The sequence below is a fragment of the Pseudoalteromonas sp. A3 genome (assembly GCF_025942345.1).
Lineage (GTDB): Bacteria > Pseudomonadota > Gammaproteobacteria > Enterobacterales > Alteromonadaceae > Pseudoalteromonas > Pseudoalteromonas atlantica.
The window spans coordinates 1-15,245 of the sequence record NZ_JAPCKL010000018.1 but is presented as its reverse complement, the minus strand read 5'-3'; the positions used below and the strand labels follow the sequence as shown (position 1 = coordinate 15,245).

The following is a 15,245-nucleotide window of genomic DNA, read 5'->3' as shown; positions in this document are numbered from 1 at the left end:
TGCGAGTTTGCAACGTTAATGCTGCATTCATACTTGTTTAATCTACAGGAACAAGCCGATAAATTAAAGAACTTATAAGTAGGTTTTTTTAGCTTAATACGCTGTTTGTATTGAATTTAGCAATAATTATCTCCTTAAAACCTTAACCCTCTCCTTTTTAGATACATTTTTTTACAACTTTAATGATTCCTTCACCATTATATTATTTTGCTAGGTTATACTGTTTTAATAACGTACAAAAAAGCTTACCTCAGAGACTTAATGAATAAATTAATAACCTTATTATTGTGTGTGTTGTTTAGTACCTCTTGGGGTGTGTTTGCCTGCGAAAGAACGCTTAGCGTTGCCTCGCATGATGCTTTTTGGCCGCCGTATGTAATGGGCATTAGCGGCCAGTTACAGGGTAAAGAGGTAGATGCATTAAATATAATTTTTAAAGACTCGCCTTTTTGTTTTAAAATAAAAATGCTGCCTAATTCTAAACGGGCTTTTACCGAGCTGCGCCATGGCCGAATAGACATAGGCTGGGCGGCAAGTTACACCAATGAGCGGGCTAAATACGTTCACTATACAAAGTCCTACCGCACTGAGGTAATGCGTTTATACGAAAACAAAAACAATCAACACAAGGTTAAAAACTTAGCTGATATTTTTAACCAAGGTTTAACCATAGGCGCTAACTTTGGTAGTTATTATGGCGAAGAGTTTGAGCAGTATAAAAAAAGCCATAAAAAACAAATAGAATACACCAGCGCAACCAGTAAGCGCTTTGAAATGCTTAATAAGCAGCGTATAGATTACGCAATAGAAGACGAGCTAGTAGGCAATTATTTAAGTAAGCGTGGTAACAGCTTAATGAAAGCGCCAACTATACCCGCTATTAATAAAGACCAAATACACTTAATGCTGAGCAAAAGAACAGTTACGCCTGATGAGGTTAAAATTATTAACGCGCATATAGCTAAAAATAAAGCGGCACTTAAGGCGCTGTTTGAATGAATGTTTTAAGCTGTACGCGTGTGTTTTTATTGATGTGGGTAACGTGTTTGGGGTTATTTAGCGCTAAAGCCCAAGCATGCGATAAAACCATTAATGTAGGCACCAACGAGCGCTACTGGCCGCCGTATGTGGTACTAAAAAACAATACGTTAACGGGGGTTGAAATAGATATAATTAAAACCATTTTTAAAGACTCCCCTTTTTGTATAAATTTTACGTTATTACCTAACTCCTTACGCGCCTTAGAAGAGCTAAAACACGGCCGTGTAGATTTAATGTTTGCAGCAAGTAAAACCCGTGAGCGCCAAGCTTACGCCCACTTTAGTTTGCCTTATCGCGAAGAAGTAATGTTGTTGTATAAACATGCTGGCTCAGCAAGTATTAGTTCGTTAGAGCAGTTATTTAAAAAGGGCTTAACAGCCGGCGTTAATCGCGGCAGCTTTTTAGGGCACACGTTTAAAGCGTTAAGCGATAAATATAGCAAGCAAATAGTACTTACCAGCGATGCCGATAAACGCTTTGCTTTATTAAATAAAAAGCGGGTAGATTTTGTAGTAGACGATTCGTTAGTGGCGCACCATTTTGCTAAAAAATACACGGCTATTTTACCCGTTGAGCAAGTAGCGCCTATTAACGTAAATAATGTGCATTTTATGATGAGCAAAAAAACGATTACTTTAGAAGAAGTTAACACTATTAATGCGCATATTGTAAAAAATAAAGCGGCGCTTAAGGCGTTATTTAAGTAATAATACCAACCCACATTAATACTTAATCATTTTCAGGGGCTAAATGTGTCGCTATCTGCGTTAAAAAATTCTCATTTAGAACAACTAAATAGCGAATTTTTTGCCTTGCTATCAACACGTTTATCCATCCTCAAAATAGATCACTTAATTATGCGGATTGGTATAAAAGGACGTTTTATGAAAATGTTTCTGTTAGCGTTTATAGTTTTGGTTGCGCAATTTAATGTGCTGGCATGTACTAAAACGCTAAAAATGGGCACCAACGAAACCAACTGGGCGCCCTATTTAATTAAACAAGGCAATGCCTTTGTAGGCGCAGAGGTAGATACGGTTAACGCTGTTTTTAAAAATTCGCCTTTTTGTATTGAGTGGGTTTATTTTCCGAGCTTATCGCGGGTTCAGCAAGAGCTAAAAACAGGCCATATTGATATTACCTTTGCAGCAAGTTATACAAAAGAGCGCGCCGAGTACTCTTATTTTACTGATGTGTATCGCGATGAAGTTATGCTGCTTTATAAGCATGAAAACGCCAAAGATGTAATTAATTTGGCGGCACTTTTTGAACGTGGCTTTATTGTTGGCGTTAACAGAGGCAGCTTTTTTGGCGCTGAGTTTGAAAAAATAAGAAAACACTACCCCAACCAAATAGTACTTACCGCGGATGCAAATACGCGCTTTGGTATGCTTAACAAAAAGCGAGTTGACTACGTGATTGACGACTCTGTTGTCGCAAAATATTTTGCTAAGCGCTACAACACCATTTTGCCGGTAAAAACGGCGCCAGCTATTAATGTTAATGGCGTACATTTTATGATGAGTAAACAGTCGGTCACGCTTGACGAAGTAGCTGTAATTAATCGCCTTATTAAAAATAATAAAGCGGCCATAGAGCGTATTTACAAACCCTATTAACCCGCGGCTTTACACTTATATAGATTCATAACCCAACGTGCTGCCATTTTAGGTATGTATCTTTTACCTTTCATTACCATGGGGGGATCTGTATAATTCGCCAGCTAATTTACCCTATTGCTTGGTCTTGTTTGTGGCGTTTTGCTGCAGTTGGCCCCTGTCAGTACTCATTCTAGGACTAACTTTTTGATCTCCACCGCAAATATTACGATGCAGTTTGGCGCAGAGCCGTTGTTTGAAAACATTTCAGCTAAATTTGGTAACGGTAACCGTTACGGTTTAATTGGCGCTAACGGCTGTGGTAAGTCGACCTTCATGAAAATTTTAAGCGGAGCGCTTGTGCCAAGTGCGGGTAATGTGTCGATTACGCCAGGGCTTAAAGTAGGTAACCTAAGCCAAGACCAGTTTGCGTTTGAACAATACAGTGTTGTAGATGCCGTAATTATGGGCGACGTAGAGCTTTGGAAAGTAAAGCAAGAGCGCGACCGTATTTACTCATTACCCGAAATGAGCGAAGAAGACGGCATGAAAGTGGCCGACCTTGAAAGCGTTTTTGCCGAAATGGACGGTTACACAGCCGAAAGCCGCGCGGAAGAAATACTATTAGAAGCGGGTATAGATAAAGAGTTTCATTATGGGTTAATGGCAAACGTTGCCCCAGGTTGGAAATTACGTGTGCTTTTAGCGCAGGCGCTGTTTGCAAACCCAGACATACTGCTACTTGATGAGCCAACCAATAACTTGGATATTCATACCATTACGTGGTTAGCTAATGAGCTTAATAAACGTAAATGCACCATGATCATTATTTCGCATGACCGCCACTTTTTAAATTCGGTATGTACTCACATGGCCGACATTGATTACGGTGAGCTGCGTATTTACCCAGGTAACTACGAGAAGTTTTTAGAAGCGGCAGGCTTACAGCGAGAGCAATTATTAGCCGAAAACGCTAAAAAAAGCGCTGAGATAGACGAGCTTCAAGACTTTGTTAACCGTTTTGGTGCTAACGCGTCTAAAGCTAAACAAGCCAGTTCGCGTGCTAAAAAAATGGATAAAATTAAGCTTGATGAAGTTAAAGCGTCAAGCCGTATGAGCCCATCGTTAAGTTTTGACGAAGGCAAAAAAATGTACCGCCAAGCGCTTGAAGTTAATAAACTTGGCCACGGTTTTGATGGAGAAACATTATTTAGCGGCGGCGACTTTTTACTAGAAGCTGGCGCGAAGCTTGCGGTTATTGGCGAAAACGGTGTGGGTAAAACCACCTTTTTACGCTGTTTAGTAAACGAGCTTAAAAGTAATGAAGGCGAAATTAAGTGGTCAGAAAACGCTAGCTTTGGCTACTGCCCGCAAGACAGCACAAAAGATTTTGATAACGATTTAACGTTATTTGATTGGATGTCGCAATGGCGTACAGCCAAGCATAACGATTTAATGGTTCGCGGCATGTTAGGGCGTTTGTTGTTTACCGCCGACGATTCAAACAAAAAAGCGCGTAACTGTTCTGGTGGTGAAAAAAACCGTTTGTTGTTTGGTAAGCTAATGATGCAAGACGTAAACGTACTTGTAATGGACGAGCCAACCAACCACATGGATATGGAAGCCATTGAGGCGCTAAATAATGCACTTAAAGATTTTGCGGGCACGCTTATTTTTGTAAGCCACGACCGCGAGTTTGTATCATCTTTAGCAACACGTATTATTGATATTAAAGACAAGCAGGTCATTGATTTTCAAGGTACGTTTGACGAATACCTAGCAAGCATAGAAGAGAAAAAAATCGCTTAAGTTGTAGCAGCGATTTTATATCGCGTCTGTTTTAGGTTTAAGTTTTTAGGCTTAAGCTTTTAGGTTTGAAAAACTAAAAATAGAGCCTAAACCATTTTAAAAAGGTGCTGTTTAGCGCCTTTTTTTGTGGGTGTTTGAATAGGTGGGTGCGCATTGTTTTTGTTTAAAAGTGATTATGTCGCCACAGAGAAGTGAAGAAGAGCAGAAGAAGCGATTAACCAATCCCCGTGTTTTCCCTGTGTAGCGCGAAGCGCATTTGTGTCCTCGGTGGTGGTATTTAACTTACAATTAATGAAAAGCAGCACATCAACCCTGAACAAGCTTGGTGCCCACAATGTTAACATTAACACCGGAGCTATACCTAACCTTGTAGACCCGCAGCTTGTTGGCGTAACGAGCGATAGCGCGTAAATATTATACCAATACAATCACAAAAAGATGTAGAGGCGCTTCGCTTTAGAGAAGCAACTAGCAACTTGCGCGAGCAAGCTTCGCGCTTACAACTTTCACTCCTCATTTTCTCCTCATTTTTTTCTATTTGTGCAATACATCGTTTGAATAATGAGATACTTTGCCTTTCGTATGAACAAGCTTCGCGCTTACAAGCCAAATTAACCACCGAGAAGAACAGAAGAAGTGATTAACCAATCCCCGTCTGTGGTTGAATTAATGAGTAGCAGCGGCTTTATGCCGCGAAAACATTTAATACCAAACGCGAGGTAAGCTCTGCTACGTGGTTAGTTCATAGTTTTTAGGTGCGTATTGTTTTTGTTTAAAAGTGATTATGTCGCCACCGAGAAGAGCAGAAGAAGAGCAGAAGAAATGGCTCACCAATCACCGTGTTTTCTCTATGTAGCGCAAAGCGCATTTATCATTTATGTCCTCGGTGGTGGTATTTAATTTACAATTAATGAAAAGCTTTACATCAACCCTGAACAAGCTCTGTGCCTACAGGCCACGAACTAAAATTTAGACAATAAAAAAGGGGAGCTATTTTGCTCCCCTTTGTGCCTATAATTTTGATTTATTTAAGATCAAATCTGTCGGCGTTCATTACTTTTACCCATGCATTTACGAAATCATTTACAAAACGTTCGTTGTTGTCGTCTTGTGCGTAAAATTCGCTTAGTGCACGTAATATAGAGTTTGAACCAAACACTAAATCTATACGTGTTGCGGTCCATTTTATGGTGCCTGTTTTACGTTCAACAATGTTGTAAACACCTGGCTCAGACGGTTTCCAGTTATTGGCCATGTCGGTTAAGTTTACAAAAAAGTCGGTAGAAAGCGCACCTACGTTGTCGGTAAATACGCCGTGTTTGCTGCCTGCGTAGTTTGTGCCTAACACGCGCATTCCGCCAAACAGTACGGTCATTTCTGGTGCTGTTAGGCCCATTAACTGGCTACGCTCTAAAAGTAGCTCTTCTGGCGATACGCTAAAGTCGCCTTTAAGGTAGTTTCTAAAGCCGTCGTGTACTGGCTCTAACGGTTCGAACGACTCGGCATCGGTCATTTCGTCGGTTGCATCGCCGCGCCCTGGCGCAAACGGTACTGTTACATTAACACCAGCTTGTTTTGCAGCTTGCTCTACAGCAGCTGTGCCACCTAATACTATTAAATCGGCAATACTGATAGGCTTAGCTAAACCTGCTTTAAATTTTTCAAGGGCGCTAAGTACGCTTGCTAGGCGCTCTGGCTCATTACCTTGCCAATCTTTTTGCGGAGCTAAGCGAATACGCGCGCCATTTGCACCACCACGGCGGTCTGAGCCACGGTACGTACGTGCGCTATCCCACGCTGTAGTAATTAAATCAGTTGCGCTTACGCCACAATCAAGAATTTGTGCTTTTAGCTCGCTAATTTCATCATCAGATAGGGTGTAGTCAACCGCTGGAATTGGGTCTTGCCAAATTAGGTCTTCGCTTGGTACATCTTTACCTAAGTAACACGCTTTAGGACCTAAGTCGCGGTGCGTAAGTTTAAACCACGCGCGGGCAAACACATCAGAAAAATACTCAAAGTCGTTGTTAAAACGTTCAATAATTTTACGGTAGATTGGGTCTACCTTCATGGCCATATCGGCGTCGGTCATCATTGGGTTTAAACGAATTGAAGGGTCTTCTACATCTACCGGCTTATCTTCTTCTTTAATGTCTACAGGCTCCCATTGGTGCGCGCCTGCTGGGCTTTTAGTTAGCTCCCACTCGTAATTTAATAGTAAGTGACAGTAGCCGTTATCCCATTTTGTTGGGTGGGTAGTCCACGCGCCTTCTAGACCCGACGTTACGGTATTGCGACCAAAGCCGCCTTCTTTAGTGCTGTTCCAGCCTAGGCCTTGCTCGTGTACGTCGGCCGCTTCTGGCTCTGGGCCTAAGTGCTCAGCTTTACCGTTACCGTGGGTTTTACCTACCGTGTGACCGCCTACAGTAAGCGCTGCGGTTTCTTCGTCGTTCATTGCCATGCGAGCAAATGTTTCACGTACGTGCTGCGCGGTTTTTTGCGGATCGGGTATACCATTAACGCCTTCTGGGTTTACGTAAATTAAGCCCATTTGTACCGCAGCCAATGGGTTTTCCATGGTGTCGGGTTTTTCTACGTTGTCGTAACGCTCATCACTCGGTGCTAGCCATTCTTTTTCTGCGCCCCAGTAAATGTCTTTTTCTGGATGCCAAATGTCTTCACGGCCGCCCGCAAAGCCATAAATTTTTAGGCCCATTGATTCGTATGCCATGTTACCGGCTAAAATAAACAGGTCGGCCCACGATAGTTTGTTACCGTATTTTTTCTTGATTGGCCACAATAGGCGGCGCGCTTTGTCTAGGCTTGCGTTGTCTGGCCACGAATTTAGCGGCGAAAAACGCTGGTTGCCGGTGCTTGCGCCACCACGGCCGTCTGATAATCGGTACGTACCTGCAGAGTGCCATGCCATGCGGATCATTAAGCCGCCGTAATGACCCCAATCGGCTGGCCACCAATCTTGGCTATCGGTCATAAAGGTTTTTAGGTCTGCTTTTACTGCGTCTAAATCGAGAGATTTGAATGCTTCGGCGTAGTCGAAGTCTGTGCCGTAGGGGTTTGATTTTGTGTCGTGCTGATGAAGAATGTCTAAATTTAGAGTATTTGGCCACCAATCTGTGTTTACTTTAGAAATAACTGAGTTACTACCGTGCATTACGGGACATTGACCCGCTTTAGTGCTGCTCATTTTCAGCTCCTTACTTTAAATGAAGAGTTTAGCTATTTTACTCAAGCCCCAGCGCTTACATTTAAAGTAGCACGCTAAGGTTTATTAATTTTGCGCATAATTTTTATTTACTGCTCAAACAATATAGACTCCTAATATTACATTCGCCAGCGTATTAACTTGAATTAAATCGATTGAAACCATTGGTTTAATGAATACAGTTTAAACACCACAATTAGTGTGATCGGATTAAATAGATAACGCGTAATAGTATGTGAAGGGTTTGAAAGTGGCTTTTAATTAAGCGCACATTGGAATACCCCCCTTCACCATGAAATTAAAGTTGTTTATAAAGGTGCATTACTAAGCCCAATGCACCTTTACTTTATAACTTATTGAAATCTATTTTGAATAATTAAGTAAATGTTCAGATTAACTTGATTATTATGACCACTCACTCCTGTTATTTCCCTGCGACAATTTATTGTTGTTTTAAGCAGTTTTGCCAGCCCACATTGGGCTGGCTTTTTTTTGCCTAAAATTTAGAATCCTTTAAGGCTGTGTGAACAGTTGTATGATTTTGTTAAGTTGTTTAATGTTCAAAGCCAACACGCCCTAGTGCCAATAAGCCTTGCATGTTAAAGTGCGATTAGTCACTAATAATTAACTAGGCGTACCCATGCGTTTTTATATAACTATTCTATTTGTTTGTTTTGTTTCGCTTTTAAATACTGTTAATGCCCAAGAATCTGCTGCACCAACAGAAGAGCAACAGCAACAAGCGTTAGCGCAATTAAATGAGCCCATGTATAAACCGCTTTTAGAACGCTATATTCTTGATGAGTTAAAAGCCGTTCGCCAAGACCAACAACAATTACGCGAAGATGTAACAAAACAAGTTACACACGCCCAGTTAGATACCGCAGACAGAGCGCTTATTTACACCACCGACACTATTAATAACGTGTTTTTTATTATTACTGCTACGGCCTCTATTTTGGTTTTAGTAGGCTGGAACTCGCTGCGCGATGTTAAAAATAAAGTAGAAGACATAGTAAATACGCGTGTCAGTGTGATCACTGACGAGTACGAAGATCGCTTAAAAATTCTTGAAGAAAAACTGCGTGTACGCTCAGAAGAAATACTCAGTAACCAAGAGCGTATATCGGTCACTAACGAGGTGCACTCGTTATGGATGCGCGCAAACCTAGAAAGCGACTTTGCAAACAAAATAGAAATATTTGACGAAATTTTAAAACGTAAGCCAGAAGATGTAGAAGCCATTGCCTATAAAGCCGATGCATTATTAGAGCTAAACGAAACAGCTAAAGCCATTGAGTTATGTAACCAAGCCATTGATATAGATAGCGACTACGGCTATGCCTACTGGCAGCGTGCGTGTGCGTATGCACTTACACACAAACATGCCGATGCATTAGCCGATATAAAAATGGCTCTTGAATACTCGCCAAACTTACGTAATGAGCTACTACACGAAAGTGCATTTGCCAGCCTACACGACAACGACAGCTTTAATACCATAGTAGCGGGTAGCTAGAGTTTTGTAGGCGCGTTATTACCGTAAAGTGCGAAGCCCACAATAGCAGTAGCAGCGGCTTTATGCCGCGAAAAAAATTCAATATAAAACGCGAGGTAAACTCGCTGCTACGTAGTTAGCTCATGCTTTCGTTTAAAAGTGATTTTGTCACCACCGAGAAGTGAAGGAGGAGAACAGGAGAAAAACTGGAGAAATAAATCACCAATACCTGTGTTTTCTCTGTGTAGCGCGAAGCGCCTCTGTGCCCTCTGTGGTGAAAAAAAAGTTAAGCCAATTATTCACAAAGAGGTTAAGAGACGCTGCGCTTTTAGAGCTAGAGAATAATTGATTTAATAAATGATCACATAAGTAAGAATTCGGCCTACAAAACAGTATTTGAATTTAGTGTTAGACGCGCACTGCTTTTGTTTAAAAATGATTATCTCACCACAAAGAAGTAACTCACCAATGCCTATTTTCTCTGTGTAGCGCGAAATGCCCTCTGTGGGGCAATTAATGAGAAAATACGCATCTCCCTGAGCAAACTAGGCGTCTACAGGCAAAATTAGCTACAGGGTAAAACTTGTATTCAGGCGTTTATAATTATCGTTTAAAGTATAAATCGATGGCTTTGGTGAGGAGTTCGTCGAGTTGCTCTTCGAAGGTATCTATATCAATTTCAAAATGGTTTAAATAGGCCTTGGCTTGCACTCGCGATAGGTTGCGGTTTTTTACGCTGTATTGACGCTCATCTTTTTGTTTATCAAAACGTGGTAAAAACAAAAATTGCCCGTAATAAGGTGATTTAATATGCTTGTTAGCATAACGACAAAAGTCTTCTATGTGATCTGCGCCCTGCGGCCCTAAACACCCTGGCTCAACGCGGTACATTAAGCGAATTTTTTTGTCGTCTGCTAACTGCATAGTATGCCTTTTATAATTATCTAAAAAATAATACGCGGATTATTTTTCCGTCTTTTATTTGGTAGCTCGATACTAACTCAGAGCGTTTATCTACCACGTTTTCGTCTGTTGAACAGGTTTCTGATAGCTCGTGGTCTATTACTATGTCGCCGTGCACAATACGCTTTATTGGCGAGCTATTAATACACTTTAATTTTTTAAACATTAAGCCATAACGGGCTATTAGTTTTTCTTTTCCTTTAAATAATAGCTCATTAGGAAAAATATAAAACTCTACATCTTCATCGTACATACGAATAAATTGTTCAATATTACGTGCGTTATAGGCTTCTACTAGTTGCTCTACAACAGCAAGCGACTCGCGAGATTGCTTAGCTTTAGCTTGCTGCTTAGCGGTTAATGCCTCTTTGGCTTGCGTTACCGCTTTTTCTGCCTCGGCCACAGCTGCTGCTTTTTCTACTTTGTTTTTTGGTTTTTCTACCGGTTTTGGGGTTTCGCTACCCAGTACTTTTGAGTCGTCAGGTTTAGTAGTATCTACTGTTGGCGTTTTAAGCTCTGGGGCTTGGTACTCAAGCGTGTTTAACTTTTCATCTTTTGCTTTTGTTGGTGAATTGCTGGCTTGAGTAGAGCTTGACGCTTGCTCGGTACTTTTTTGCTCTTCTTGAGTCTCTTCGGTTTGCTCTGCTGCATAACTGATCAGGGCAACAGTGGCAATAAGCGAGGCAAAAATAATAGATAACGATTTCATAACTTTCCTAATATGAACATATAACGCTGTTAATGCTGCAACATAACAAATTTGAGCGTTTTCGGGTAGCAATTAAATGATTGTTATACACTTTACCAATACTGCTCAACCGTTATGTGCCCTGGGTCTCTGCGACGATTTCGTTTAAAGTTTTTGTCTAAAAGTAACTGTGTGGTGTCTTTTACCATTTGTGGGTTACCGCAAATCATAAATTGCGAATTACTCGGGCTTGGGGTTTTAGAAGCTTTACTAAATAGCTCGCCGTTTTGAATTGCTGTAGTTATACGCCCTTTCAGGCCTTGCTGTGGCTCCTCACGGCTTACAACCGGAATGTAGTTAAGTTGTGTAGGGTGTGCGTTTATTAGGGTGTGTATTAGATTTTGATAGCTTAAATCGGTATTAAAACGTACGCCGTGCACTAAATTAATCTGTGTGTATTTTTGCCATACCTCTTGTTGCTGCAAAATAGATAAAAACGGCCCTATTGCAGTGCCTGTACTTAGCATCCATAACTGCTCGCTTTGCGGTATTTCGTCTAAGGTAAAAAAGCCTGTGGCACGTTGCTCTATTAATACAGTGTCGCCTGGTTTTAATTGCGCCAACCTAGGCGATAATAAGCCGCTCTCTACATTGATAAGGTAAAATTCTAAATCGGGGTTATTAGGCGCGTTTACATAAGAGTATGCCCGAGCAATACGTTTATCGCCCTCCATAATCGAGAGCTTAGTAAACTGCCCTGCTTTAAATGGCTCTACGCTTGCGTTTACTACCAGGCTGAAAAGTGTATCGCTCCACCATGTTACTTTTTTTACGGTTGCATCTACCCAGTTAGACATAGTCAACTCCATAGCTTAACGGTTAAACAACAAAAACAATAAATGGTTGTAATTTATACACTAGCATTAACTTAGTAAGAGTGACACTGGGTGTAGTGACTTTTTAAACGTAGTGCTTTTACTTTGGGTAACATTGGTTTGTTTAAAAAAGATGAGTAGCAGCGGCTTTATACCGCGATGAAATTAATACCCCACGCGAGGTGAACTCCAGCTACGCGGTTAGCTCATGCTGTGCAGACGCGCGTTGTTTTCGTTCATAAGTGATTTTTTTCACCACAGAGGAGTGAAGGAGAAGAGCAGGAGAAATGACTTACCAACCCCCATTGTTTCCTTTGTGTCTCTGTGCCCTCTGCGGTGCAATTAATGAGTAGCAGCGGCTTTATGCCGCGAAAAAATTAATACCAAACGCGAGGTGAACTCCAGCTACGCGGTTAGCTCGTGCTTTGTAGACGCGCGTTGTTTTCGTTCATGAGTGATTTTGTTACCACAGAGAAGTGAAGGAGAAATGTTACCACCCCCCATTGTTTCTTCTGTGTAGCGCTAAGCGCCTCTGTGTACTTTGTAGTGGAATTCATGAGTAGCAGCGGCTTTATGCCGCGAAAAAAATTAATACCAAACGCGAGGTGAACTCCAGCTACGCGGTTAACTCATGCTTTGAATGCGCGCATTGCTTTTGTTTAAAAGTGATTATGTCACCACCGAGGAGTGAAGGAAAAGAACAGGAAAAATGCCCCCCATTGTTTCCTCTGTGTCCTCTGTGGTGTAATCAATGAGTAGCAGCGGCTTTATGCCGCGAAAAAATTTAATACCATACGCGAGGTAAACTCGCTGCTACACGATAAACCCTATTCTCTAAACACGTCTTAAAAGTGGTTATGTCACCACCGAGAAACCATAAGAAGTAATATAACCAGTTCCCATGTTTCTCTGTGTAGCGCGGAATGCATTATGTGGTTAAATTAATAAGGAAATACATGCAGCCCTATAGACGCACAGCTTGCTGGCGTTTTAAAAGCAACGCTTTTACCTAGGGGTTACATAGCTCTTATTAAACTTTAATTAAACGGAGTAAATTTCTGTAAACTTATTTAGCTTTAACTATAAACAATAGATTAGGATTAACATTTCTCTAATGCATTAAACATTAAGTGAATATAAAATTTAAACGCTTAAAGACTTAAAATATTTGGTTCTGTTCGTAATACGATTTTGGAGAAGACAATAAGAATGAAGTTATTATAGAATGAGAGGGGGCCATACGCTATGAAATTATAACTCTAACTCCTGAAAAGTGTAAAACTTAAATAATCACCACAAGCACTATATAAACCAAATAAACATTATATAAATTAATTTATACTCACTTAAACAATAAAATTAAAATTACTTTTATTAATATAAAAAGCAAAAAAAGAAGTGATAAATAGAGTTTATAAAGACTATTTTGTAGACAACTCAACTTCTACGTTTATATGCTCGCCTAGGCTAGAAAGATCTTTACTTACTAAATATTTAACTAATAGAAGAGTATTTTTGAAGTCTATCTCACGAAATTTTAGCATATGTTTTACCATTAATTTAAAATAAACATAGCAATGAGAGTTGAAAGTTTTCTTTAAAATTTTTCTTTGCTCTGAATCTAATGGAATATTCTCTAAAATCATCGCTGTTGCCAGAGCTTTACTTCCCATAATGTTACATGAACCTACAAGGTCCCAGCTTATGTTCGAAAAAAACATATTTACACCCTTGCCGCATTTTGTGATGTCACAAGGGTAGTATGCAACTTTATCAGCATTAGAACACAACAATAGCCACATTAATTCATCTTCACCTGCAAACCTTAGTTGGTCGCAAAATAATACCTCTGGAAATTTACTCAGCCTGTACATAACTGTCGATGTTTGCGATAAATATTTATTGTACATTGACTGGATAATAACAGGTGAATCTATTAAAAATTTAGACTCGCCTACTAAAAAGTGGCTTAAATCGCGCTCCATTTCAGGAATATCAGTATTCCAATTAGAATCATAGAAGCCATCTCGATCTGTATTGCCAAAATAAAAGCTAGCACCTAAGTCGAAGGCCTCTAATGCTAAAGTGCTATGGCTTACACCCCATTGATCATCCGAGTCTAAAAATGCAACATAATCAACTATATTGCAAAGCTTAGTTTGAATATATTTTAATGCTGTATTTCTAGCTATAGCTGGTCCAGAATTAGTTTTATGGTAAAGGCTAATTAAATGTATATTTTTTGGTAAAGTAGGCAGGAGTGCCAATTCTTCAGAAAGTGAAAGAGGAGAACAATCATCAACAATAACAACATAGTAAGTTATTTTACTTAAGCTTTCTTGCTCAATTATAGACTTGAGAGATTTTAACAATATTCCTTTATCTCGTTGATAAAATGGTATTACGACCCCTATACTATGCATAATAATTCCTATAAATCATCCATGTATTTAATCAATTCACTTAATTATTTGCACAAAGCCAAATTAATTATTTTTGTATGAACTAATTAATATTTTTATATTAAGTTTGTTATTTAAACCTTTAACGATTAAAAATAATACTAATTTTTAACCGTTGAAGCAATAAAACATTGCTAAAATAGCGATAGTTTTTAATTTATTGCTAGCAATCAGTAAAAAATGATTAGCTTAATAAGAATAAAAATTATTTTATATTTATTCTTATTAACTTTAATTTCGGTACAGCCACCCAATAAAGTAAGCAACTAAACTGAAAACTTACGAATAAAAGCTATTGTTCACTATACTAACTACTAGCTAATTTATCCATTGCAGTTAACGGCATAATAGTAAAACCTTGGGGACTAAATACCTATAAATTATTTTCCCATTCTTACAAAGGGACACCATCATGAGCTTAGTGGTTATTTGGGGTATAATTTTAACCCACAGCCCCCTGCTGCTTGTAAATTTATAAAGATTATTAATAATACCTAGAATCAAATGGTCTATCAAAGAACTTCTTGAATAATTTTTTATAGGTTGCTCAAATTCCTTACTGTCAATAAGTATCTATTAGCTTAGTTGCTTGTATCCCCTCTTCTTTCCTCCTACAAACGTATATTAGAAGCTGCAAAGTTTTATTGTTACGCTTCAGCGAGTGTTAGGCATGGCTGTGACAGACCTGAAGCGATACTTTTTACTATTAGTGGGCTTATACGATGTAAATTTGTTGTGATGCTTACAATGCAATCATTGAAAAAGTGAAGATGCTCAGGCAAATGGTAGTAGTGCAAATCAACTCTGAGCAAGCTCTACGTTTACAATATCAACATTAACACCTAAGCTGAGCCTTCCCCAATATCCGCAAAGCTTGCTGGCGTTTTAAAAGCAACGCTTTTACGCTAGTGTAAGCCCCTTTGCTAAAGCCATGAGGGACTACCCTTCTAGCGTGAGCAAGCTCAACGACTTGTATCTCTCATTTTAAGCTTCAAGGTCGTACTTAACTTACTTGGAGCTTAAACGCTTCTTGGTTTTTTATTACACCAAAACATATATGGATGAGCTTTCTCATATTCGCACACACA

Annotated in this window: 10 protein-coding genes; 5 read left to right on the top strand and 5 right to left on the bottom strand. The window is 39.7% G+C overall.

The window, feature by feature from the left end; translation table 11 throughout:
- The first annotated feature begins 261 nt into the window (after positions 1-261).
- The 4 genes from OIZ54_RS19585 (at position 262) to OIZ54_RS19570 (ending at position 4,448) form a co-directional block, all read left to right on the top strand.
- Complete coding sequence (locus OIZ54_RS19585; protein WP_264391101.1) at positions 262-999, top strand: substrate-binding periplasmic protein; 738 nt, start codon at positions 262-264, stop codon at positions 997-999.
- The gene (locus OIZ54_RS19580; RefSeq protein WP_264391100.1) at positions 996-1,748 is read left to right on the top strand and encodes a substrate-binding periplasmic protein; all 753 of its coding nucleotides are present in this window, start codon (positions 996-998) and stop codon (positions 1,746-1,748) included. Before OIZ54_RS19585 ends, OIZ54_RS19580 begins: the two co-directional genes overlap by 4 nt.
- Positions 1,749-1,925: 177 nt before the next feature.
- Complete coding sequence (locus tag OIZ54_RS19575) at positions 1,926-2,660, top strand: substrate-binding periplasmic protein (RefSeq protein ID WP_264391099.1); 735 nt, start codon at positions 1,926-1,928, stop codon at positions 2,658-2,660.
- A gap of 186 nt (positions 2,661-2,846) precedes the next feature.
- Positions 2,847-4,448 (top strand): ABC-F family ATPase, encoded by a 1,602-nt coding sequence (locus OIZ54_RS19570; RefSeq protein ID WP_128581571.1) that lies wholly within the window; start codon positions 2,847-2,849, stop codon positions 4,446-4,448.
- Positions 4,449-5,472: 1,024 nt separating this feature from the next.
- Here OIZ54_RS19570 and katG read toward each other — a convergent pair.
- Positions 5,473-7,653, bottom strand: a complete 2,181-nt coding sequence (katG, locus tag OIZ54_RS19565; protein ID WP_264391098.1) for a catalase/peroxidase HPI — start codon at positions 7,651-7,653, stop codon at positions 5,473-5,475.
- 658 nt (positions 7,654-8,311) lie between these two features.
- Between katG and OIZ54_RS19560 the strand changes: the two genes are divergently transcribed.
- Positions 8,312-9,190, top strand: coding sequence for a tetratricopeptide repeat protein (locus tag OIZ54_RS19560; RefSeq protein ID WP_024032988.1), 879 nt, complete (start codon positions 8,312-8,314; stop codon positions 9,188-9,190).
- Between the two features lie 582 nt (positions 9,191-9,772).
- Here OIZ54_RS19560 and OIZ54_RS19555 read toward each other — a convergent pair.
- The 4 genes from OIZ54_RS19555 to OIZ54_RS19540 all read right to left on the bottom strand — a co-directional run bounded on the left by OIZ54_RS19555 (position 9,773) and on the right by OIZ54_RS19540 (position 14,118).
- Positions 9,773-10,093, bottom strand: a complete 321-nt coding sequence (locus OIZ54_RS19555) for a hypothetical protein (protein ID WP_004589283.1) — start codon at positions 10,091-10,093, stop codon at positions 9,773-9,775.
- A 16-nt stretch (positions 10,094-10,109) separates the two neighbouring features.
- Positions 10,110-10,841: a nuclear transport factor 2 family protein gene (locus OIZ54_RS19550; RefSeq protein WP_029773547.1), complete on the bottom strand. Its 732-nt coding sequence runs from the start codon at positions 10,839-10,841 to the stop codon at positions 10,110-10,112.
- A gap of 92 nt (positions 10,842-10,933) precedes the next feature.
- Positions 10,934-11,677, bottom strand: a complete 744-nt coding sequence (locus OIZ54_RS19545) for a ferredoxin--NADP reductase (protein ID WP_264391097.1) — start codon at positions 11,675-11,677, stop codon at positions 10,934-10,936.
- A gap of 1,439 nt (positions 11,678-13,116) precedes the next feature.
- Positions 13,117-14,118 (bottom strand): glycosyltransferase family 2 protein, encoded by a 1,002-nt coding sequence (locus tag OIZ54_RS19540; protein ID WP_248444210.1) that lies wholly within the window; start codon positions 14,116-14,118, stop codon positions 13,117-13,119.
- Positions 14,119-15,245: the final 1,127 nt, after the last annotated feature.

Bases quoted from the DNA above. Each gene is read 5' to 3' on its own strand.
- OIZ54_RS19545 (WP_264391097.1), bottom strand. From the start codon at position 11,677: ATGTCTAACTGGGTAGATGCAACCGTAAAAAAAGTAACATGGTGGAGC.
- OIZ54_RS19550 (WP_029773547.1), bottom strand. From the start codon at position 10,841: ATGAAATCGTTATCTATTATTTTTGCCTCGCTTATTGCCACTGTTGCC.
- katG (WP_264391098.1), bottom strand. From the start codon at position 7,653: ATGAGCAGCACTAAAGCGGGTCAATGTCCCGTAATGCACGGTAGTAAC.
- OIZ54_RS19575 (WP_264391099.1), top strand. From the start codon at position 1,926: ATGAAAATGTTTCTGTTAGCGTTTATAGTTTTGGTTGCGCAATTTAAT.
- OIZ54_RS19560 (WP_024032988.1), top strand. From the start codon at position 8,312: ATGCGTTTTTATATAACTATTCTATTTGTTTGTTTTGTTTCGCTTTTA.
- OIZ54_RS19580 (WP_264391100.1), top strand. From the start codon at position 996: ATGAATGTTTTAAGCTGTACGCGTGTGTTTTTATTGATGTGGGTAACG.
- OIZ54_RS19540 (WP_248444210.1), bottom strand. From the start codon at position 14,118: ATGCATAGTATAGGGGTCGTAATACCATTTTATCAACGAGATAAAGGA.
- OIZ54_RS19555 (WP_004589283.1), bottom strand. From the start codon at position 10,093: ATGCAGTTAGCAGACGACAAAAAAATTCGCTTAATGTACCGCGTTGAG.
- OIZ54_RS19585 (WP_264391101.1), top strand. From the start codon at position 262: ATGAATAAATTAATAACCTTATTATTGTGTGTGTTGTTTAGTACCTCT.